Annotated in this window: 3 protein-coding genes; all 3 read right to left on the bottom strand. The window is 46.4% G+C overall.

Annotated features, from left to right (window positions below; genetic code table 11):
• Positions 1–11: 11 nt before the first annotated feature.
• The 3 genes from AADZ70_RS05095 to AADZ70_RS05105 all read right to left on the bottom strand — a co-directional run bounded on the left by AADZ70_RS05095 (position 12) and on the right by AADZ70_RS05105 (position 25889).
• The gene (locus AADZ70_RS05095; protein WP_342007816.1) at positions 12–1550 is read right to left on the bottom strand and encodes a glycoside hydrolase family 43 protein; all 1539 of its coding nucleotides are present in this window, start codon (positions 1548–1550) and stop codon (positions 12–14) included.
• 307 nt (positions 1551–1857) lie between these two features.
• Positions 1858–9717: a bacillomycin D non-ribosomal peptide synthetase BamC gene (gene bamC / locus AADZ70_RS05100; RefSeq protein WP_342007817.1), complete on the bottom strand. Its 7860-nt coding sequence runs from the start codon at positions 9715–9717 to the stop codon at positions 1858–1860.
• Positions 9718–9800: 83 nt separating this feature from the next.
• Complete coding sequence (locus tag AADZ70_RS05105) at positions 9801–25889, bottom strand: non-ribosomal peptide synthase/polyketide synthase (protein ID WP_342007818.1); 16089 nt, start codon at positions 25887–25889, stop codon at positions 9801–9803.
• Positions 25890–25915 lie beyond the last annotated feature (26 nt).

A 25915-nucleotide genomic window follows, 5' to 3' on the forward strand; every position in this document is an offset into this window, starting at 1 on the left:
CAAAACTGATGTTATCTTTGCGTAAATTGCCAATAATCAAAATTAAACAAGTTTCCTGAACCTGTTCCGGTAAATACAAAGAATACGTTGTGCACACCGGCTGCGCCGCTTACCGCAGTTTCTATTTCTCTCCAATTTTGTGTTCCGCCTGTGGAAGGGACATTCAGTGTTCCCGCAAGTTTACCGGTTGGACTATCGAGACGCACTTCTATTTTCCCGCCAAGAGCGGATGCTACATTTGCTTTAAACGTCTTGGCACCGCCTGACCCGAAGTCTGCATTTCCTACAGCAACCCAGTCTCCGTTCTGAATGTTTGTTATATGTTGATTATTTACCGGCCCGCCGGGTGCAGAGGAATTCTCGGTCAAAATCCGTCCATTCCAGGCAAACGTTTCAGCTTCTACCCGGTGATATGGATTCAAGTTAGAAAGCTGTTTTACGCCTGTATAATTTGCCGCTACCTCTTGAATGGATCCGTCTGAATTATGCACAAGCTTATTAATATGGGGAGAACGGTATCCTTTGCCGGCCCCGAACAGAGCGGAGCTGACAGTTTGAGTATGATACACCGTGTACCACTCGTTTTTAAAATTGAAAACAGCATGATGGTTGTTTCCGCCGCCTCCGAAAAATGCACCCGGGTTTTTCAGGAAGTGCCCTCTATATGTAAAGGGACCCATGGGACTTGAGCTGGTCATGTAGCCGATCTCACCTGGGGGTTTATCGGCCGGGTGCGCGCCGCTGAAATTGATGCAATAGGAATAGTAATATGTCCCGTTATATTTGTGCATTCCCGAATCTTCAAACATGAAAGGCGCATCGATCGTAGATGCACTTCCGGCAACACTGGTCATATCAGGCCCTAATTTCATGACTCTTGCTGTTTTAGGGTTTGCCCATTGCTCCTGTGTCGGATTTGAACCTCCGGGGATGCCTCCGCCGGCATACAGGTAACCAGTACCGTCGTCATCTACGAATACTGCCGGATCAAAAAGCCATACAACACCGGACATTCCTGGTGTACTTGGCGTCACCAGCGGTTTTCCGATCGGATCTGTCCACGGACCGGTCGGGCTGTCTGCAGTGAGAACCCCGATACCGCCGCCGCTGTTTGCGAAATAAAGGAAGAATTTGTCCTTGCCATTTATCTTTTTAACGGCGACTGACGGGGCCCAGGACGCACCTGCCCACTTTGCGATCCCCCGGCCGCCATTAGCACCATAGGCACCTGCTACCGGAATGGCTCCGTGGTCTGTCCAGTTCACCATATCCGCTGAAGATATGACGAATACTCTATTCAAATTGGCAAATGAATTATCCTTAATCGTTCCGTTGCTGTTATATTCATAATCATCACTTGACATATAGATGTAGACTCTTCCGTTATAAGTCAGCGCAAACGGATCTGCGCCCAGATGATGATCTATAAGCGGATTTGAATTCCCTGCATGTTTTGCAATTGGAGTGCTTACAGCATTCGCATATTCCCCAGGTAAACAACTCAATAATAAAGCAAGAATCAATAAACATAAGCTACATTTTTTCCTCATTACTTAATATCCCCCTTTTCCTAAAATAAGGGTCCTTTTGGGAAATTGCAGTGTTGGCAGCATACGACGACTTCCCAGATAAGCAACTCAATCATAAAGCAAGAACCCCTAAACATAAGCTACACTTTTTTGTCATGACTGAATATCCTTCTTTTTCCTTAAAATGAGAATTTTCTTTTAACATTTGATGACAAATAGTCATGGAGAACGCATTCGAGGAAACCGTTTCAAATGCATGAGTTTACTCTCTTCTTTTTCGTACAAAATGCCGCTGACTGTCATCCAGCGGCATTTTACACTGGATCATTTACATTTTGTCAAACTTCGTATTTCCCGCAAATGATCCCAATGACAGTTGTTCTTCAAGAACAAGTCCGTGATGATGCCGTTCTTCAATCCTTTTAATAATAGATCGAATTGTATCTGTATTTTCTTCAATATTGTGAGGGTCAAAGATCGTCACATGGTCTCCTTTTAATTTGTACTCAAGGTAATGCTGTGCGGTTGATTGCGTCCATCCTCTATCGGTCAACTCGCCACACAACAAATGATGGATGTTGGCGTTCACCGCGCCGGAATTGATCAGTTTATTGTGATACGTAAGGAAGCTTCTGATTTTATCCTTAATGGAAGGAATGGTTAATAATTCTCTATAATAATCCGGAATGATATCCAGATTCCGATGAATGATCTCTTCGGTTTCCTCTTCCGAAAAAGCATTCACCGAAACGGCTCTTTTTGAATCAAGCATCATAATGTCCGATACGATGCGCCCGCGCTTTTCTAAGGCTTTGGCAACCTCAAAAGCCAAATTCGATCCCGAAGAGTAACCAAGTAAAACAAAAGGTCCTTGTTCCTGAATGTCTATCATGCTTTCTGCATACCGGTCAACGATCTCTTTCTCATAAGACGTCTCTTCTAAGAAATCAGCGGCATAGACAGTGCAGCGGCCGTCAAGTCTTTTCGCCATTTCATTATAGACCAGCCCGTACCCGATTAAAGGCGGGAAACAGAACACAGGGGTGGAACCGTTCTGATTCATCTTGACGAATACGTTATCCGTCTTGGACTCGAAAACTGCCGCTTGAATGGCGCGTGCCATTGTTTCGATGGTAGGAAAATCGTATACGGCTTGATAATGCATTTTGATTCCCATACGGTCGTTAATTTGATGAATAACTTGCAATACTTTGAGCGAATGGCCGCCAACGTCAAAGAAGTTATCTTTAATCCCCGGGTCACTGATAGCTAAAATATCTTTCCATATATCGGCCAGCTGCTTTTCAATTAACGTTCCGGGCGCTGCGTATTCGGTTCCGGTGAGCCTATTTCCCTCAGGAGCCGGCAAAGCTTTTCGATCGATTTTTCCATTTGCGGTTATCGGCATCTTCTCCATTTGGACAAAGTAAGCCGGTATCATATAAGCGGGCAGTTTGTTCAGTAAATGACGCTTCAGCTCCGCTGTATTTAATGGCTCGTCTCCGGACAAGTAGGCGCACAGCTGCTTTGAGCCCTCTTCTTCAATCGCGATGACGACCGCTTCTTTGACAGATTCCAGTTGCAATAAAGCCGCTTCGACTTCGCCAATTTCAATCCGGTAGCCCCGGATTTTCACCTGATGATCAATTCTTCCCAAATACTCGATATTGCCGTCGGGAAGCCATCGGGCGACATCTCCCGTTTTGTACATTTTTTCGCCTGCGGCAAACGGGTGTTCAACAAATTTCTCGGCCGTTAATTCCGGGCGGTTCAAATATCCTCTGGCCAGTCCCTCTCCTGCAACATAAAGCTCGCCCGGTATGCCCATTACCTGAATGCGTTGATATTCGTCCAAAATATACGCTTGCAGAGTAGGAATAGGTTGTCCGATGTTGCTTTTGCCCTCGTTGATTTCCCGTTCCGTGATTTCTTTATATGTGACATGAACGGTGGTTTCGGTGATGCCGTACATATTGATTAGTTGCGTGAAAGGATATTTAAGCTTCCAGTCTTTCAAGAAGGATGGATTTAACGCCTCTCCGCCAAATATGATTTTTCGGATGTTTAAATTGGACTTGGGATCTGCTCTCTCCTCCTGCATCAGTTGATAGAAATAACTTGGCGTTTGATTTAAAATGGTCACAGCTTCCGATTTTAACAATTGCAAATACCTTTCCGGGTTTTTTGCTATTTGTTTCGGAACAATCACTAATTTGCCCCCATACAGCAGCGCTCCGTACATTTCCCACACTGAAAAATCAAAGCAGAAGGAATGAAACAAAGTCCAAGTGTCTGATGCATTAAAATCAAAAACATTTTTGTTGTTAAATAACAGACGAACCACGTTTTTATGTTCAATGAGCGTGCCTTTCGGATTCCCCGTTGTTCCTGATGTATAAATAACGTAGGCTAATTGATTTGGCATCACGCTTAGATTGAGATTAGATGCTTCTGCGCCGTATGATGACGGATCGTCAAGGAAGACAGTATGACTTTGATAATCGGTACCTTCCAGAAGATGATGTTGCAATAATAAGATAGAGACGTTAGAATCCTCAAGCATATAATGGATGCGTTCTTTCGGATAATCCGGATCGATCGGTACGTAAACGCCTCCCGCTTTCAAAACAGCGAGGATGCCTATCACCATCTCCGGTGAACGTTCCGCCATAATGCCAACAAGCTCCTCAGCCTGAAGTCCTTTAGCAACCAAGGTTCGGGCCAGCTGATTGGCGCGTTCATTCAATAGCCGATACGTCAGCTCCTTATCTTCAAAAACAATCGCCGTGTGCTCCGGCGTCCGCTCCGCTTGTTCTTCAAATAATTGATGAATCGTCTTATCCTTTGGATACTCAGCCGCCGTATCGTTGAACTTGTCTATCACAAGCGATCGCTCATCCGCTGTTACTATATCAAGGTCTTGAACGCGAATTTCCTGATCGTCCGCCATTTGCTTCATGATTTGCATGAAATGCATCTGCATCCGTTCGACACTTGGTTGATCGTAAACATCGCGATTGTATACAAAACGAATTTCAATTTCTCCATCCGGCATCACGATGAAAGTAAAATCATAATGAGTATGTTCTTCCATATGAAAATCGAGAATGTCTAATGCATTGTCATCCTGCTTCATATGTTCTATTTGTTTCTCGACCGGGTAATTCTCAAATACCATAATATGATTGATCAACTGCTGCTTTTGCTCAGTTTGAGCCTGAATGTCATACAATGGAAATGTATCATATGCTTGAGAAGCCAGTGCCCGCTCCTGGTTCATTTTCAATACTTGTGCAGCTGTCATTTCAGGCTGCGTATGAATACGTACGGGAATGGTATTGATAAATAAACCGACCATGGTTTCAATTCCCGGAATTTCTGCCGGCCTGCCGGATACGACCGTGCCGAAGACGACATCCTGACTCTCGTTATATCTTTGCAGCAATAAGCCCCATGCGGTTTGTATCCATGTATTGACGGTGACTTGCTGGCGGCTTGCGGCCCGTTTGATTTCGTCTGTGAGCCGCTTTCCTAAACGAAACGCATGTTCACCTTTTTCGTATCCTTTCGCCTGGCCGGAAGATTGTTCTTGTAACAAAACAGTTTGCCCTTCATAACCTTCTAAATAGTTACGCCAATAGGCTGACGCCTGCTTGTGATCTTGTTGATCCAGCCATTCGATATATCGGCTGTATGGAGTGACGGCTCCCCGCTTCGGCTGCCTTTGCTCGAGTATCGCATAATAGGTTTCAAACACTTCTTTCGTAACAAGAGGCAAACACCAGCCATCCATCAAAATATGATGAAAGCTCCATATCAATCGCGCTTGGTCTTCCTCTGTCCGCAGGATCGATACGCGCATTAAAGCATCCCGGGTGAGATTGAATCCCCGCGCCTTATCTCTTCTTGCAAAATCGGCAATAAACTCGCTGCGCTGATGACTGTTCATGCTTCGAATATCTTCAACGGCCGTTTCAATCGGCTTTTGCCGGAATACAATCTGCAAAGGCTGTTCTTTCCATTCTGTATGAAAAAGAGTCCGAAGAATGTCATATTTTTCGGCCAGATGCGCCAAACTCATCCTGAATGCATCGATATCCAAGAAACCTTTCAGATCAAAAGCGGCTTGTTCAAAGTAAGCTTCGGAAGCCGAATCAATCAAGCTATGGAACAACATTCCTTTCTGCATCGGGGTTAATGGGTATATATTTTCAATGTTACCGAGATGCCGCGTTTCTTGCACAAATTGATCCAGTTCACCGATCGTTATACCTTTTAACGAAATATCGCTTGGTGTCAGGTGAATTTGATCTTGAGCATCACAATGTGCGATGACTTGCCGCAGGCTGCTTTTTAAGAGATCGGCACAGGCTTCCATTGTTTCTCTTTGATATTGTTTATCGCAATAGCTGATGGCCAGCGACAATCGGCCGTCTGAAATCATGCCGTTGATATCAAGTGTATAGGTTAAGGGACGATTGTCACTGGCTGTTTTCCCGCTTGAGTAAGGGGATACCTCCACCTTGCCGTTCCGGACATCTTGATCAAATTGACCCAAATAATTGAAACGTATTTCCGGATGTCCGGTCCATTCATGTGCCTTCGGGTGATCGGACAAATATTTGATCAGGCCGTAACCTATTCCTTTTTGGGGGATCTGACGCAAATTTTCTTTCACTGTTTTAATCCGCTGCGAGATATCCTGATCAGCTTTGATTTGAAGCGAAACCGGATATAGGCTTGTGAACCATCCCACCGTACGCGAAATATCGAGATCCGGAATGATAGACTCTCTGCCGTGTCCTTCAAGATGAATGAGAATGTCTTCATATCCGGTCCAACGATGAATAGCAATTCCCAGACCGGTCAGTAATAAATCGTTCATATCGGTCGAATAAGCCCGGTGAGCGTTTTTTAATAACCGTTCGGTTTCCTCAACGGTCCATTGAACGATGACCGTTTCCCGGTCTTTGGCAAGACCGGTCTCCCGTTCATTGTCCTTTGGCAATGTATGCTGCGGATTATGTTTCTGCCTGAACCAGTATTGATTTTCCGCTTCGAATTCCTGACTTTCTGCATAACGATTCAACTGTTCAGCCCATAACAGGTAAGAGTCCGTTTTCTTCGGAAGCCGGATCGCTTCGCCGTTTTGAAGCTGCTCATAAGCTGCCGCTATATCCTCAAGTAAAATCCTCCACGATACGCCGTCGATGACCAGATGGTGAACCGCAATCAGCAAATGATCTCCCTCTTGACACCGGAACAATCCCAGTTTCATGAGCGGTCCTTCAGCTAAATGAATGGATTGCTGAATCTCATTTGAAATGGTTTCTATCGTCCGGGACACATTTTTTTCTTCGCGTAATGAGATCACTTCAAGGCTGAACAGATCACCTTCATTGATCCCCCGATTTCGGGCTTCGTATCCATCTTCTGCCGGAACATAGACCATGCGCAAAGCATCGTGATGCTCTGTGACCTTCTTCATGACTTCCCGAAGCTTCGATTCATCCAGTCCCTCTTTCCAATAAAGCATAACGGCTTGATTATAATGGTGTAATTCCGGATATTTCTGGGCAAAAAACCAATGCTGAATCGGTGTCAGCAGCGCCCGGCCTTTGATTTCTCCTTGTTCTGCGATTCGGGTGACCGGCTCTACGTATGGAACAAGCTCGGAGATCGTTGGGTATTTAAACAAGTGTTTGATTTCAAACTTATACCCGGCTTGGTATAATCTTGAGGACACTTGAATCGACTTAATGGAATCGCCCCCCAATTCGAAGAAATGATCTGAGATTCCTACCCGTTCTAAGCCTAAGACTGACTCCCATACCGCGGCCAGTATTTTTTCCAGTTCTGTGCGCGGAGCTTCATAGTTCATACCTGTAAGATTCTCTCTTGGAGAAGGAAGGGCTTTTCGGTCTATTTTACCGTTGAAAGTAAGCGGCATCTCTTCCAGCTGAACGAAATAAGCAGGTATCATATAGGATGGAATCTGCCGGGACAGCTCTTCACGGAGCTCGCCTGCAGTTAAAGCGTGTTGAGCGGTATAATAGGCGCACAAGGATGTTTCCCCATCGATTTCCCGGGCGATAACGATGGCTTCTTTGATCGCCGGCAGCTGAAAAAAAGCGCCTTCGACTTCGCCGATTTCAATGCGGTAACCGCGGATTTTCACCTGGTGATCAATCCGGCCCAAATACTCGATATTGCCGTCCGGCAGCCATCTTGCCAAGTCTCCCGTCCGGTATATCCGTTTTCCTGATGCAATCGGATGGTTTACAAACTTCTCGGCCGTCAGTTCGGGACGATTCAAGTAGCCCCTTGCAAGCCCATCGCCCGCTATGCACAGTTCTCCCGCCACACCGATCGGCTGCAAATGTTCCAAATCAGCATGTAATATATACAATTGAATGTTGGAAATCGGTTTGCCTATCGGAATTGATGCATACGTTTCTTCTGTCTGGCAATCAAAGTATGATACATCAATTGTTGCCTCAGTCGGTCCGTACAAGTTGATGATTTGAGCCTGGCTCACCGACGTGATGATGCGTTTGAAGCCTGCGACATGTACAGGCTTCAAAGCCTCACCGCTTGCAAACACATGTCTTAATGACGCTAATTTTTGTTTCAACATCCCGCTTGGCTTCTGATCCATGGATTCCAGGAAGGCATGCAGCATCGCCGGTACAAAATGCATTGTGCTGACGCCTTTTTGTGCAATTGTATCTAAAATCAGCTCGGGATTCTTTTCTCCTCCGCTTGGCAGCAGCACCAGTTTAGAACCTGCCATCGTCCACCAGAACAGTTCCCACACTGAGACATCAAAGGTGATCGCAGTTTTTTGCAGAATCGCATCCCGCTCATCCAGAGGGTATTTTTCCTGCATCCACACCAGCCGATTGATGACCGACTGGTGCTCAACCATAACCCCTTTCGGCTTGCCCGTTGAACCCGATGTATAAATAACATAGGCCAGATGATCCGGACCAGCAGCCGGCTCTACATTCGACCCGTCTTCACAAAAGTTTTGAGGATTTTTCATATCCAGCACTTTTCCCGTAAAAGGTACTCTCTCTCTCGATTGATTCTGCACGAGTAACAACTTCGTATCCGAATCCTCCAATATGTATCGAACCCGTTCCTCGGGATAGCCCGGGTCAATCGGTACATACGCCCCGCCGGCTTTCAAGATCCCGAAGATCCCTACAATCATATCCAGGGAGCGTTCGACCATAATCCCGACCGGCTGATCCGGCTGCACGCCTTCAGATTGCAGCGTCCGAGCGAGTTGATTCGCCTTTTCATTCAATTCCCGGTACGTCAGCCGGCTATCATCGTATACAACAGCCGTTTGATCAGGAGTACGTTCCGCTTGTTCCTCCAAAAACTGATGAATCGTTTTTTCTCTTGGATACTCGGCAGCCGTTTGATTATAGGCGATGAGTTTATCTGTCTCTGAGTCTGACAAAATATGAAGCTGGCGGATCATAAGGTCGGGTTGGAATAACAAGCTAGAAAAAATCCGGTTTACATGTTCGATCACTTGCATCATATACTGGCGATCATAAGCTTGTTGATTATAAGTTAACTTTAATTGAATCGAATCATTTCTTATGGAAAACTGAAATAACGTATCAGCAGCAGCAGTTTCTATAAAACGAATGGGGTGAAGCTGATCTAGTGATACGATCGTATGGATCATTGGCAAATGATTTGAATCGTAGTTCAGATTTAATGGACCAGCCATTTTATCGAAAGGAACGTGCTGATTTAAGATGGCTCCGTTCAGCGTATGCTTGAATTCATTAAATATGGATTTAAATGTACTGTCCGCTTTTATGTTTTGTTTGATTAACATGACTTGATCTAAGCGAAGGTCTTCATCAGTTTCGTCTTCAAAGGTCGGTACACCTACAATAACGCCCTCTTCCCCCGTATATTTGTACAAAAGACATTCGATTCCGACCAGGAGAACCATATAAACGGCCATTGGCGATTTATTCGTCATCTTCATGATGCGCAGGGATACATCTGAGTTCAATGAACTGTGAATACAGTTGGGTGCACTCGGCGCATCTTGCTCTATTGTTGAGTCCGACATTTGAAACGAAGGGATTGCACTGGGACGATCTTCCGCATCGAACATGCTGCTCCAGAACAACTCCTGTTGCTTAAATTCTGACATTAATATCCCTCCAGTAAGTTTTAGCCGGCTGATGGCTGTCCCCGTAAAAACATCATGCCGGGGACAGCCGGTACCGGCCGTTTTTAGAAATTCAATTCGATTTCGCTTGCAAAGTGTTCATTTTTGTTTACTTTCTCACTTAATTGAATTTCTTTTAAAGGAATCGATGGGTCTTTTATGATCGCCGACATAATCATGGCGTAATCCTTGCTGAGCGTAGCGATGGTTTTCTGTTTAAACAGCTTCGTGCAGTACTCAAAGCTTCCTTGAATCTCGTGCGGATTCATCACGAAGGTCAGCTGCAAATCAAATTTGGCCGCTGTATTCGTTTGTTCATATGGTCTGACCGCGAGAGAGTCCAATTCAATATCCGTTTGTTCCGTATTTTGCAGAACAAACATCGTATCGAATAACGGATTACGGCTTAAGTCCCGTTTCACTCCCAGTTTCTCAACTAATTCTTCAAAAGGATATTCTTGATTTTCATAAGCTTTCAGCATCGTTTCTTTTGTTTCTGTTACATAGTCCATAAAGGTCTTTTCTCCAGCCGGGGCCGTACGGATGGCCAGCGTATTCACAAACATCCCGATGATATGCTGTAAATCTTCATGCATTCTTCCCGCAATAGGCGTACCGACGACGATATCTTCCTTCCCGCTGTATTTGGCCAGCAGTATGTTATAGGCTGACAGCAAGATCATGTAAGCGGTCGATCCGGTCAATTCTTCCATCTGTTTTATACCCTGGACCACAGTCTCATCGAGAGTGAAATTGTATCGCTTACCTTCAAAGCTTCGAATTCGCGGTCTGGCAAAATCTTTCGGCAGCTCAAATGGCGGGAGTTCCTCATGAAATACATTCAGCCAATAGTTCTCCTGCCTTTTGATGCGTTCCCTCTGTTCTGCCTGCTGCTGCCATACAGTGTAATCTTTGTATTGAATCCGGAGCGGGGTTAATTCTTTGCCGTCATACAATTGAATCAGTTCTTCAACAAAAATATTCATAGAAGCGCCGTCTGAAACGATATGATGCATGTCAAACATGAAAACATGTCTGTCCTGTTCTAATTCGATAAGTCCGGCCCGAAGCAATGGAGCCTGACTGAGATCGAAAGGCCGCACAAAATTGCGGAACAGCTCCTCGACCTGCTCATCAGCTGCTTTGTACCTTTCTATAGAGAATTCCGCCTGCGGCTTGATCACCTGCATCAGCTCTCCGCGAACCATTTCAAATCCGGTTCGAAGCGATTCATGGCGCTGGATCAGACTTTGGAATGCAGATTGTAAACGGTTCATGTCGATCCTGCCTTCCAATGACAAAATCCCAGGCATGTTGTAACTTAGTTCTCCGCCTTCAATTTGTGTAGACAGGTAAACCATCTTTTGTACAGAAGATACAGGATAAGCATCTTTGGCTTCTGCAACAGGGATTTCATCCGGTCCGCTGGTTTCCGCGCCTGTAATGACCCTCGCCATTTCTTCAATCGTCGGGTATTGAAACACTTCTCTCAATGAAATGCTTTTGTTGAATTGCTTATGGATCTTGGTAACGAGCGTCATCCCCCGTAACGAATGCCCGCCGAGATCGAAAAAGTTATCTTTGACGCCAACTTGTTCTAACTTCAATACTTCTTTCCAGATGTGAACCAGCTGCTCTTCCGGTTTTGTCCTTGGAGCAACATAGTCAATGCCGGTCTGCAAGCCTGCTTCAGGCAGCGGTAACGCACTGCGATTCACTTTTCCATTGGAGGTTAACGGCATTTGCTCCAATTGCATCAGGTATGAAGGAACCATGTAGCCTGGTATTTGATCGGAGAGTTTTTCTTTAAGCTGATTGATCGGCAGTGACTTCTCCCCTGTAAAATAGGCATACAAATCGCTTTGTCCCTCTGCATTTTCTCTGGCCAGGATCACCGCTTCTTGTACATGCTCGATGTTGAGAAGAGCGGCTTCCACCTCGCCAAGTTCGATCCGGTAACCGCGAATCTTGACCTGATGATCCTTTCTTCCGGCATATTCAATGTTTCCATCCGGCAGGTAACGGGCAAGATCGCCTGTTTTATACATCCGCTCTCCGATTACAAACGGATCGGCCACAAACTTTTCATCCGTTAATTCAGGCAAGTTCAGATACCCTCGTCCTACTCCGTCTCCGGCGATGCACAGCTCACCCTTTACACCTATGGGCAGCATCCGATCACTGGAATCAACAATATACACACGGTTGTTGCCCAGCGGCTTGCCGATCGGCACGTAACCGCCGTCGTCAGCAGGTGCCAATGTCTCCGGTCCGATATGAAAGACCGATGCATCCACACAGGTTTCCGTCGGACCGTATACATTGGTTATGAGCGGCATTGATGACCCGTTCGAAGCGAACAATTCCAGCAATTGCGCCACCGCCGCCTGCGGGAGCGCCTCTCCTCCAATAAGCATGTGCCGGATCGTTACCCCGTGAAGGACATCTGCAGCGATAAGCAATTGCAAATGTGACGGTGTTCCGTCTGTTACGTCAATGCGGTGGGTGCGATAATAGTTTGACAAGGCATAACCATCTGATACTGATGCTTTAGGCACGATATACAGGGCATGTCCCCCTAACAGTGCTGCGAAAATTTGCTTGACCGATGCGTCGAAATAGTACGGTGCCAACAGAGACAAACGCAATCCCGAATCATAAGCACCGTATACTTGTCCGCGGAGCCCCTCCATCAAATGAAGTACCTGGCGATGCTCAATCAGCGTGCCTTTTGGCTTGCCGGTTGTTCCTGATGTGTAGATCACATACGCCAAGTGATCCGGTCCGGCTGCCGTCACCAGATTCGAGCCATCCCCGTTGTTCATTCGTTCGTCATCAAGCAGTAAAATCTCTCCGGCAAACGATACACGATCTTGTAAATGGGGCTGTGCCAGCAGAACCTTTGCTCCTGAATCCTCCAGAATATAGCGGATGCGTTCCTGCGGGCTGTCCGGATCCATCGGCACATACGCGCCCCCGGCTTTCAGGATCGCCATAATCCCCACGATCATTTCCAGAGAACGTTCTGCCAGAATACCCACAGGCTGGTCAGGCTGCACGCCTTCGCTTCTTAAAATCCGCGCCAGGTGGTTGGCACGCTCATTCAGCTCACGGTATGTGAATCGGCTTTCCTCATAAACTGCAGCCGTATGTTCCGGCGTGCGCTCCGCCTGCTCCTCGAACAATTGGTGAATTGTTTTGTCCCTTGGGCAGTCTATCGCCGGTTGGCCCCATCTCTCCACAATCTGCTCTTTCTCCTTCGCGGTGATCATCTCCAGCGATGAAAGCGGCGCCTGCGGATCATTCGCAATCGCCTCGATCAATTGGATAAAGTGCTTTGCCATGCGTTCCGCAGTTTCCTGCTTGTACAGCGCTGCCGCGTAACTGATCATACCTGTAATTCCGTCTTCATTCTCTGCCGCTTGGAACGTCAGGTCGAACTTCGCCATCGCATGGTTGTCCGGATAAGGGGTAAAACGCACATCATCGAGGCTCAATTCTCCCCGTTCTGTGTTTTGCCATATGAACATCGTGTCAAACAGCGGATGGCGGCTGAAATCCCGGGACACATTCAGCTTGTCCACCAGTTCGTCGAATGGATACTCCTGGTTTTCGTACGCTTTTAATGTATGCTCTTTGACTTCCTGTACGTACTCCCAGAATGTTTTTTCCTCAAGCGGATTCGTTCGTATCGCCAGCGTGCCCACGAACATACCGATTAAACTTTCCAAATCCGAATGGGTCCTTCCGGCAATCGGGCTGCCTACTACGATGTCTTCTTGCCCGCTGTATTTGGCAAGCATGGTCGTATAAGCAGCCAGCAGCACCATGTACAGCGTGCTTTCACTCTTTACCGCCAAGCCTTTCAGCTGTTCTGTCAACGCCGGTCCGATGACAAACTCGATTTGTCCTCCTTCAAAGCTCCGCGCAGCCGGCCTTCCGTAGTCGGTTGGCATATCCAGCACCGGAACCTCTCCGCTGAACACATCCAGCCAGTACGCTTCCTGTTTCTTCATCCGTTCGCTTTGCATATCCGACAGCTGCCACGCCGCATAATCTTTATACTGAATCCGCAATGGCGGCAATTCTTTTCCTTCATATAATGAAACGAACTCTTCAATCAAATTCTTGATAGATACGCCGTCTGAAATGATATGATGCATGTCAAACAGCAGCAAATGGCGGTCTTTTGCAAGCTCGATCAGTCCTACCCGCAGCAGAGGCGCTTTCTCCAAGTCAAATGCCCTCACAAATTCATGAACGAGGTCTTCCGCCTGTTCTTCTTTCGCCTGAGTGAATTCCACCGCAAATTGGAGGTCGTCATAAATCCGCTGCACCGGTTCTCCATCTATCAGTTCAAAGCCGGTACGCAGCGTTTCATGGCGCTGAATCAACTTGCGGATCGCCTTCTCGACAAGTTCCCGATCCAGAGCTCCTTCGACTCTCATGACACTCGGCATGTTGTAGCTCAGCTCTCCGCCTTTCAGCTGATTCAAAATGTACAGCCGTTTTTGCGCCGAGGAGACGGCATAGTATTCTTTTGCTTCAATGGTCGGGATAGATGTATATGCTGTGTGTTTCATTCCGGTAATCGTTTCTGCCATTTCTTCAATTGTCGGCGACCGGAACACTTCCCGCAGCGGCAGGCTGACCCCCATCTCTTTGTGCAGCTTCGCCGTCAGAGTCGTTGCCCGCAGCGAGTGACCGCCGATGTCGAAGAAATTGTCTTTCACGCCGATACGCGGAAGTCCAAGCACCTCTTGCCAGATATGCGCCACCTGTGCTTCCGCCGCTGTACGGGGAGCTACGTATTCGACTCCCGTTTGCACGCCTCCTTCTGGTGCTGGCAAGGCTTTGCGGTCTACTTTTCCGTTTACTGTGAGCGGAATCGATTCAACAAAAGTCCATTTTACGGGAATCATATAGTCAGGAAGGTCTTTGGCCAGATCTGTCCGTAACGCTGAAGGATCAGTCGCTTTTGAGACGCTGCAGTAAGCGCACAATTCATTTTCACCCAAAGCGTTTTTTTGAATAAGGACGGCTGCTTCTTTCACCACCGGGTGATTGGCCAATATGACCTCGACTTCCTTCGGTTCGATCCGGTAGCCCCTTATTTTCGCCTGATCATCAATGCGGCTGATGTATTCGATTTGCCCGTCCTCACGCAGCCTTGCCAAATCTCCTGTGCGGTACATGACGGCTCCCTTTCTGAACGGATCAGACAAAAATTTCTCTTCCGTTAAAGCATGGTTATTCGCATAGCCTCTCCCAGTATTTGCTCCGGAAATATACAGTTCTCCCGCAATGCCCAAGGGCTGAAGCTGTTTGTTCTTGCTGATGATATACATATTGTTATGGCATATAGGTTTGCCGATCGGCGGATACTCAGGAATATCATCTCCCGGTTGAATCGTATACGTCGACACTACATGAGTTTCTGACGGACCGTAATGATTGTGCAAATGAAAGCCGTGTGTGCGGAGCACTTGCTGAAATAAACGGGATACGGTCAATTGTTCTCCTGCTGTAATCAAATGCTTCACACAGCGCGGAAATGAATATGCATAGCTCTCCTCGTTAAAAAGCATTTTGACAAAAGCAGTCGGGAAAAAGACAACGTCAGTCTGATGTTTATTTATAAACGAAAACAGCTGAGCCGCGTCCCGCTTTATTGATTCAGGCACGATGTGGAGTGTGCCGCCGCTGAGCAGGGCTGAAAAGAGCTCTTGATAGCAGACGTCAAATGCCGGAGATGCGTATTGAAGAACATTGGTTTTGAAATCGATGCCTGAGTTTGTAAATTGGTCATACAGCAAATTGGCCATATTTCTATGTTCTAGCAGCACACCCTTTGGTTTCCCCGTCGTTCCTGATGTATAAATGACGTAAAGCAGATCCTCCGCCGTGTTTATCGTCTGTACATTGCTCCCGTCCGGTTCTGTCTGAGCTTCTTCTATGAATGTGACAAGCTGCGTTTCTGCTTCAGGGACTGACCGGTCTTTCTCTGTTACAACATGAGCGCAGCCGCTGTTTTCAATGATATAGCGGATTCTTTCGGCAGGATGGCTTGGATCAATCGGAACAATGGCACCGCCCGCTTTTAAAATACCTAGAACAGCAACCGCTAATGATGGTGAACGCCCGGCGATTACAGCTACCGGCTCTTGAAGCTTCACGCCCCGCTTTCGCAGAATCCGCGCCAGTTTATTGGCCGTTTCGTTCAGGTCTTTGTAAGAAATCTCCGCCTCTTCGTATTGAATTGCGATTTTTTGCGGTGTTTGTGCCGCTTGGCGTTCAAACATAGTATGAATCGTTTCGTATTCAGGTTTTTCTGTTTCCCCGGAAAGCGGAGTGAGCAGCTGTTCTTTTTCTTGCTGCGTCAGAAGTTCCATTTCTTCTATTTTGACAGACGGCTGCTGCAAAATTTGGTGAATGAGCTGTTCGAAATGTCCGCGAATCCGCTCTGTTTCTGATTGTCCATATTCATTTTGGTTAAAATCAAAATGAATGGTGAGTTGTTCGCCAGGGATGACAACTACATTAAAATCGTAATGGGTATGTTCTTCTATATGGAAATTCACGATATTTAAATCCGCAGCATCATGTCCCGTCTCTTCGACCTGCTGCCCGATCGGATAGTTTTCAAAAATCATGATATGGTCAATCAGGTTCTGCTTTTGTTCCGTTTGGGCCTGAATTTCGTATAAAGGATAAGTATCATATGCTTGGGAAGTCAACGCTTTTTGTTGAACCATTTGCATCGTATCAGCAAAAGAGCTGGTCTCATCGCAGCAGACCCGAACCGGAATGGTATTGATGAACAGGCCGATCATCTGTTCCACATCAGGAATTTCCGCCGGCCTTCCCGACACGACACTGCCAAATACAACGTCTGCGGACCCGCTGTATTTCTGTAACAAAATTCCCCACAACGTTTGGATCAAGGAATTTAAAGTCACTTGATGCTGATTTGCGATCTGCTGTAATTGTTTTGTCTGTTCGTGATCAAATTGGCAGATCACATTGGCATAAGCGTATTCTTTTTGTTCATGCTGCGGTGTTTTATGAAGAAGCGCGGTTTCACCTTTATATCCTTCAAGATACTCGCTCCAGTACCGCTTTGCTTTTCCCTGATCTTGGCGGTCAAGCCACTCGATATAGTCGCTGTAAGGAGCTGCAGATGACGGTTCTGTCCCCCTTCCTTCTTGTAAGGCGCTATAATGATCAAACACTTCATTTGTGATAAGAGGCAGACACCAGCCATCCATGACAATATGATGGAAGCTCCAAATCAAATGATAGCTGCGGTCTTCCATACGGAAAATCGCTATGCGCATCAGCGGATCGCGAGCCAGGTCAAATCCTTTTGCCTTGTCTTCTCTTTGATAGGCTGCGATTACATCCTCACGCCGGTGATCCTCTATGTCACGCAAATCTGCAAAATGAATTTGCGGTTTTTGCGTTTTATAGACAATTTGCAAAGGAATATCGTTCCAGTCGCTGTAAAAACGGGTTCTGAGCACGGCGTATCTTTCAAACAATCGCTCCAAGCTTTGTTTAAACCAATCAACCTTTAACTCTCCCTGCAAATCGAACGATGCTTGTTCAAAATAAGAATGTGAGTCCTCGTCCAGCAAGCTGTGGAAGAGCATTCCTTTCTGCATCGGAGTGAGCGGATACACGTTTTCAACCTCACCTGTATGCGGCAGTTGAATGAGGAGCTGATCCAATTCGTCAATGGACATGCCTTTTAACAAAATATCGCTTGGTGTCAGTTCCGATTGTTCTTTCTGAACGCAATGCGTAATGATTGTCCGCAGGCGGCTTTGAATCGTTTCCGATAACCGCTTGATTGTTTCTTTTGCGTACTGTTTGCTGCTGTAGCTGATCGTAAGCTTGAGCCGGCCCTCGGTGATCATTCCGTTTATATTCAATACATACGGTCTTTCTTGATTTCCGCTCGAGTCTGAACCGCAAGAATAAGAAGATAATTGAACCCCATGCTGCTGTAAATCTTGGTCAAACTGTCCCAGGTAGTTAAAGCTGATCTCAGGATTGAGTTTCGATGGCAGTCCGCCGCTTAAGTACCTTGCTATTCCATATCCGATCCCTTTATGCGGAATTTGTCGCAGTCCTTCTTTGGTCGTTTTGATATAATCAGAGATTTCTTTGCCTGGCTGCGCGTGCAGCACAACCGGATACAGACTAGTAAACCAGCCGACCGTGCGGGAGATATCCATATCCTGAATGATCTGTTCTCTTCCGTGTCCCTCTAAATGAATCGGAATCCGGTCAAGCCCCGACCAATGGGATATGGAAAGACCAAGAGAAGTTAAAAGCAAATCATTTATTTCCGTGTTATAAGCGCGATTCGCTTGTTTTAATAAGAGCTCCGTTTCCTCTTTCGTCCATTCCGCAGTTGCTGTTTCACTGTCTTTTGCAGTTGTATGGGTTTCCTGAAAATCTGTAGGCAGCGGTTTTACTTCGGTTTGTTCGATCTTTGTCCAATATTCCTGTTCTTGTTTTATCGTTTCACTTTGCGCATATTCTGAAAGTCTCTTAGCCCATAATTGGAAAGAGTCTGTTTTTTGCGGCAGTTGAATCACTTGCCCGTTCTCGGCTTGCCTGTAGCCGGTCACGAGATCCTCCAGTAAAATGCGCCATGACACCCCGTCTACCATCAAATGATGGATGGCGATGAGCAAATGATCTCCATCTGCACATTGAAACAATCCGGCTTTCATTAACGGGCCATCACTTAAATGCATACTGCTTTGTATCTCATCAGCCTTGGCTTCAATGGTCTGCCCTGGGTCAGATTCTGCTTTCAGATTCAGGACTTCAAGGTTGTACAGCCTGCTTTGGGCGATCTCTGCATGATGTGCCTCGTAACCCTTTTCCGTAGTCTGGAACGTCATCCGGAGCGCATCGTGATGTTCTGTTATCTTTTGCAGGGTTTGACGAAGCGGCGTTTCCCGAAAACCTTCCGGCGCATGCAGCATGACGGCTTGATTATAATAATGCGGATCTATTGTTGTTTGTTCAAAAAACCAATGCTGAATAGGAGTCAGGCTGACTTTTCCTTTGACCTCACCTTGATCGGCTATACGCAGATTCTGCTTGATATGCGGACTCAATTCAGCAATCGTAGCATATTGAAACAAGTCTTTGATTTCCATTTTGTATCCGCTCTGTTTTAATCTGGATGACACTTGGATTGACTTAATGGAATCTCCGCCAAGTTCAAAGAAATTATCAAGAATACTGATATTCTCTGCGCCTAATACCGATTCCCAGGCAGAAACTAATATTTCTTCCGCTTTTGTTCGGGGAGCTTTATACTCTGCTCTGTCCTGCAGCTCGAAATCCGGAGCCGGCAGCCCTTTTTTGTTTATTTTTCCGTTAGACGTTAAAGGCATTTCATCAAGCTCGATAAAATAAGCCGGAACCATATAACCCGCCAGGCTGTGAGACAGTTGTTTCCGGAGCCGGGCTGCCGTTGTTTGCCCGCCGCTCACGTAATATGCACACAATTGTTTAAACCCGTGGGCATCAACTCTTGCTGTAACGACCGCTTCCTTGACCGCTTCTTCTTGAAGCAGTGCTGCCTCGATTTCGCCTAATTCGATACGGTAGCCTCTGATTTTCACTTGTTCATCTATTCTGCCCGCATATTCAATGTTCCCGTCAGCCAGCCACTTCGCCAAATCTCCGGTCTTATACATCTTGGCTCCGGGTTCAAACGGGTCATCGACGAATTTCTCTGCCGTTAATTCGAGACGGTTCAAATATCCTCTTGCTACACCGGCGCCACTGATATAGATTTCTCCCGGTACACCGATCGGCGCGGGTTTCATATTCTCATCAAGAATGTAAATGCTCGTGTTTGCCGCAGCGGTTCCGATCGGTACCGATTCCCGTCTGTCCTTTGCGGCATCGTAACGATAAATCATGCAGCCGACAACGGTTTCTGTCGGTCCGTATTCATTGCATATTTCAATCCGGCCTTCGAACTGTTCATGAATACTTTGGGCTAACCGGGTGCTTAAGTTTTCCCCGCCCACAATCATTCTTCGGACAGACGTTTGATCGGCGATGTTCATTTCCTTCAAAACCTGCAAATGGGCCGGGGTCAATTTAATAATATCCACCCTCGGGTCCTGCACAATCGATTGAAGCAGAGCTGTTTTATCCTCTCCGTCATAGACGATGATTGCATTGCCTGTGATAAGCGGTGTGAAAATAGAAGTCACCGTCAGATCAAAAGAGATGGAGGAATACAGCGGGAAGTTGGTTTTCTCGCCTTTTACATAAACTTCTTGCGCCCACCAAATATAATTGGTCAAGCCCCGGTGCTCGATTAATACGCCTTTTGGCCGCCCTGTGGAACCTGACGTATAAATGACATATGCCAAATGGCTTGCATCACTTATCGGCTCAAGGTCAGAGTCATCTTGGTGATACGACTCTTCATCATCCAGTAAAATCGTGACGCCTTCATAGGAAAGCTGTTCCTTGACATCTCGCTGCGTCAAAACGATTCTGGCTTGGGAGTCATTCAGCATATACCCGATGCGGTCTTGCGGATATTCCGGATCTATCGGGACATAGGCGCCGCCTGATTTTAGAACGGCAAGGATTCCGATCACCGATTCGATGCTGTTTCTGCTGATGATGGCTACCGGATGATCCGTCTGTACACCCATCGCTCTGATCGTCCGCGCCAGTCGGTTTGCCCGCTTATTGAGCTCTCCGTACGTGAGCTGTCTGTCCTTATCGATAACAGCCGCTTGATCGGGCGTACGCTGCGATTGCTCTTCAAATAATTGATATACCGGCGTCTGCGGAAATGGCGCGGCCGTGTCGTTAAGCGTCTGCAGAAGGGTTCTTTTTTCGCCTTCCGTCAACAAATCTACTTGATCCACCCGGATATCCGGATCTGTCACGACCTGTTGCAGGATTTGCATGAAATGTTCCCGAACCCGCTCTATGCTTGCCCGCTCATACACATTGGCATTGTATTCAAAAGAGATGTTCATCTCGTCGCCCGGTATAACGGTCATATTAAAATCATAGTTGGTCTGCTCTTCCATTTGTACGTTGGAAATGGTGATGGATGATCCGTTTTGCCGGCCAATGCTCTCCATATACTGATCAACAGGATAATTTTCGAAGATCATTAAATGTGTAATTAAATCTTGCTTTTGCGTTGTACGTGCCTGAATATCGTACAACGGGTGCGTCTCGTATTGTTGAGATGCTACAGCTCTTTCCTGCGCCTCTTTCATAAGCTCGGCAAACGTTGTCCCGGCTTCACACCTGAACCGGACGGGAATGGTGTTAATGAATAAGCCGATCATTGTTTCCACGTTTGGAATTCCAGCCGGTCTTCCGGATACGACACTCCCAAAAACAACATCTTTGCTTCGGTTATATTTCTGCAGCAAAACGGCCCATGCCGTCTGCAGCAGCGTGTTCAGCGTGACATGGCGCCTGCCGGCCATCTGCTTCATTTTTAAAGTGAGGTCGGTGCTTATGTCACACGTCACTTTCTCCGGAATGTATCGTTCTTCTGGTGCATGGTGATCCTTAGGAAGGGCGGTTTGCTCTTCATATCCTTCCAAGTATTGATCCCAATAAGCCATGGCCTCTTTTGCCTCTTGCCGGCCGAGCCATTCAATATATTGACTGTACGGAGTAATTGGCGATTGTTCAGGCTGTTTTTTGTGAAGCAAGGCAAAATAATGCTCGAATATTTCTTTTGTAATCAGCGGCAGGCACCAGCCGTCCATCAGAATATGGTGAAAACTCCATATGAAACGGTATGTCTTTTCATCTGTACGGAGAATGAGTAACCGCATTAACGCGCCTTTCTCTAAATCGAACCCCCGCATTTTATCTTCTCTGGCATACTGCTGAATCATCTCTTCTCTTTGTGATTCCTTCATCTCGCGCAAGTCAATGAATTCAAAACCGATCTTTTTCGTTTTCAATATGATTTGCAGCGGCTGATCCTTCCAGCCTCTGTAAAAATTCGTCCGGAAAATATCATATTTTTGCGATAAGCCATCCAAGCTTTTTGAAAATGCATCAATGTCTAACTCTCCGTGCAGATCAAACATCGTTTGCTGAAAATAAGCACCTGAATTCGGATCAAATAAGCTGTGAAACAGCATGCCCTTCTGCATCGGTGTTAATGGATAAATATTTTCCGCCTCGCCTAATTCACGCGTCTGCTCTAAAAGCTGTTCAAGTTCGCCGATTGAGATGTCTTTCAACAGGATGTCACTTGGTGTGAGGGAAGTCTGCTGCCGGCTTACGCAATGCGCAATGACTTCTTGCAGACTTTCTTTCAAGTTCCGGGCAAATTGCGTCATAGTCGATCTTTCGTATTGTTTGCTGCTGTAGCTCAGTGTCAGCGATAATGTCCCTTCAGAAATCATGCCGTTTAAATCAAGAACGGCTGTTCTCTCTTGGTTTTCGTTCATCGATAACCCTGTGGAAAAAGGCGACATGCGCAAAGCTTGATGATTCAGGTTTTGATCAAACTGCCCCAAGTAATTAAACGATATTTCCGGATTCAGCTGCAGGATGTCGGCTTCGGGATGTCCGGATACATATTTGATGATGCTGTAATTCATGCCTTTATCCGGGATACGGCGCAGCCCTTCTTTCACGGTCTTAATTCGCTGTGACAAGTCTTTTCCGGCTTCCATCCTCAGGACGACAGGGTACTGGCTTGTAAACCATCCTATCGTGCGGGAGATATCCGCATCCGGGATAATCGGTTCTCTCCCGTGCCCTTCCATATTCACGACAATGTCTTCCATGCCAGTCCACCTGTGAACGGCGAGACCTAACGAAGTCAGCAGCAGATCGTTGATATCCGTGTTGTAGGCGCGGTTGGCTTGTTTTAACAATTGCTCCGTTTCCTCTTTTGTCCATTGAATCGTCACTTCTTCGCTGTCTCTTAATAATGAACCTTCGCTTATTTTGTCTTTAGGCAATGGCTGCGGCTCCGTGCTTGAAAGCTCGGCCCAATAAGCAATCTCCTCTTCCATGTCGGTTTCTTTCGCATATTTGGACAATTGATCAGCCCAGAATGGAAATGAATCTGTTTTTTGCGGAAGCTGGATGGTTTGTCCGCCCTCTGCCTGCTCATAACCGCTTGCAAAATCTTCAAGTAAAATGCGCCACGATACTCCGTCAATCACCAAATGATGAATTGCAATCAGCAAATGATCTCCGTCGGGGCATTGGAACAAACCAAGCTTCATCAAAGGCCCCCGGTCTAATGCCATGCTGCTTTGAATCTCATTCGCTTTATCGGAAATTGCCTGAGCAGGATCGGTTTCGCCTTTATAATTCATCACTTCCAGATGATATAATTCACTTTCATCCGTTCCTGTAATTCGCGGAGCGTACCCGTTCGGTGTTTTTTCAAAAATCATCCTAAGGGCATCGTGATGCGACGCGATCCGTTCCATCGTCCGGCGAAGCGGAGCCTCTTTCAAGCATTCCGCCGAATATAACATGACGGCCTGATTGTAATGGTGAGCTTGCGGCATTTTTTGTTCAAAAAACCAATGCTGTATCGGGGTCAGGTTTGTGCTGCCGGTCACTTCCTCTTGATCAGCCATCCTGCCGATCGGCACGACAAATTGACTTAGTTCTGCAATCGCGGGATATTTAAACAGATGTTTCATATCAACCTTGTATCCGGCTTGATACAATCTGGAAGACACCTGAATTGATTTAATCGAATCTCCGCCATAATCAAAGAAATTATCCAGAATTCCGATACGTTCTGCCCCTAATACTTCTTGCCAGATAGACGCCAGCAGTTCTTCTGTTGTGTTCCGCGGGGCTATGTATTCGTTATCCGTCCGCGTATTTTCTTCATCAGCAGGCAAAGCTTTCAAATCAATTTTTCCATTGGAAGTGAGCGGTATGCGTTCCAAATGGATAAAGTAAGAGGGAATCATATAATCCGGCAGTTTACGGGATAATTCGGCTCTGAACTGCGCAGCCACAGAAGGCTCGCCGACATAATAGGCATACAATTGCTTGGCTCCGTCTGCGCCTTCCCGCGCAATGACTGCAGCTTCACGAACATTTTCCAGATTGAACATGGCCGCCTCTACCTCACCGATTTCGATTCGGTAGCCGCGAATTTTCACTTGATGATCGATCCGCCCTGCGTATTCGATTCTTCCATCTGGCAGCCATCTGGCGAGATCCCCCGTTCTATACATCTTTTGACCGGAGAGATGCAAATGCTGAACAAATTTTTCCTCCGTCAGCTCAGGCCGATTCAGGTAGCCGCGGGCCACCCCCGCTCCTCCGACATACAGCTCTCCCGGTACGCCGATCGGCTGGATTTGCTGGTGCGCTCCTAAAATATAGGCTTGATGGTTCGCCACCGGTTTACCGATTGTGATCTGTTCATCAGCAGACTGAACAGGGTGAAAGGTCGATACCACGCTGTTTTCTGTCGGTCCGTATTCATTATTGATCCGAATGTGAGGCTGCAGAGAATACAGCTTCTCAACTGTGTCTGTTTCCAGCTGCTCTCCGCCTACAACAACATGCTGAACATGAATGAAGTCGTCCGCGTTCATCTCTTCGATCATCGTTTTCAAAAGACGGGGAGAAGTTGAAAAATGTGTAATCCGCTCTTGTTTCAAGACATTTTGAATGGCGAAAAGGTCTTTATTTTCTTCATTCGGCAAAAGGTGCAAAGTCGCACCCGAGATAAGCGGGCCGAAGAAATTTAAAATGAACGCATCAAAAACATACGGGTACAAAACAAGCACGCGATCCGCCGGAGAATGCTTGAAAAAGGCCTTCTTCCACTGGAGCGAATTCACAATACCGCCGTGTTCAACCATGACTCCTTTCGGCTTTCCTGTTGTGCCCGAGGTGTATATAACATAGGCTAAATGGTTGTGTCCCGCTATCGGTGATAACAATGAGGCATTCGCATGGTAAGATGCTTCATCATTTAAATCAATCACCGGGCCGTCAAAGGTGAGACTGTTTTTTAAATGATGCTGAACAAGGAGAACGTCTGCATTCGCATCATGAAGCAAATATTGAAGCCGCTCGTTTGGATATTCAGGGTCCAGGGGCACATAAGCGCCCCCCGCCTTCCAAACGGCTATGATTGACACGATCATCTCTAATGAACGATCAGCCAGAATGGCGACCAATGTATCGGCTTGAACCCCGCAATTACGCAATGTTCTTGCCAAACGGTTCGCCTTTTCATTCAATTCCCTGTACGTCAAATGGTCGTTTTTAAACTTGACGGCCGCATGCTCAGGCGTTCTTTCTGCCTGTTCTTCAAATAATTGATAGACGGTTCTGCTCCCGGAGTAATCTCTGCCGGTATCATTAAAATCAAACAATAGTTTCTGCTTTTCCGCTTCGGGTATCATTTCTGCCGTATGGATCTCCGCTTGAGGGTGAAACAGGATCACAGACAGCAGCTGATCCAAATGGGCTGTCATTTGATCCATATAGCGCTCATCGTACAGATTGCCGTTATAAAAAAGCTTTAAATGAATCCCGTTGTTCTCCAAATCAAAGTGAAACAGCGTATCGGCTGCAATATCTTCTTTAAATTGCAAAGAATGAATTTCGTTAAGCGAAACGACAGTATGAATCAGCGGCAGACGCTCATCATTGTAATGCACGTTTAGATGCTGAACCATTTTTCTAAACGGCAGGTTTTGATTTTTCAGAGAATCATTAACGGCTTCTTTCAGCTGTTCAAACACGGTTTTAAATGTACTCTCGTTTGAAAGCGTATTTTTCAAAAGAACAACGGTGTTAACGGCTGACTGGCTGCTTTTTTGCTTCGATACCGTTGGAATGCCGAGAATCAGGCTCGTTCGATCGGTATATTTATACATTAAGCATTCAATACCTGCCAATAAAATCAAATAGGCCGCCATATCGGAATGATTCGCCATTGTCATGATTCTTTGAGATACTTCCGGAGATAAGGAACGGCAGATGTATTTTTCCTGGTAGCCGGTACGGGCCAATGACGCTTTGTCCGCTGCTTTAAAGTAAGGGAATGCGCTTAGGCCGTCCTCTTCGTCAAACAGGTTTTCCCAGTACGTTTCTTGATTTCTAAATACCGACATTGGAGCACCTCATTTTATATAATTTA

The sequence above is a fragment of the Bacillus sp. YBsi01 genome (assembly GCF_038406745.1).
Taxonomy (GTDB): Bacteria; Bacillota; Bacilli; order Bacillales; family Bacillaceae; genus Bacillus; species Bacillus siamensis.

Excerpts from the sequence above, each read along its gene's own strand:
- bamC (WP_342007817.1), bottom strand. The coding sequence starts at position 9,717 with ATGTCAGAATTTAAGCAACAGGAGTTGTTCTGGAGCAGCATGTTCGAT.
- AADZ70_RS05095 (WP_342007816.1), bottom strand. The coding sequence starts at position 1,550 with ATGAGGAAAAAATGTAGCTTATGTTTATTGATTCTTGCTTTATTATTG.
- AADZ70_RS05105 (WP_342007818.1), bottom strand. The coding sequence starts at position 25,889 with ATGTCGGTATTTAGAAATCAAGAAACGTACTGGGAAAACCTGTTTGAC.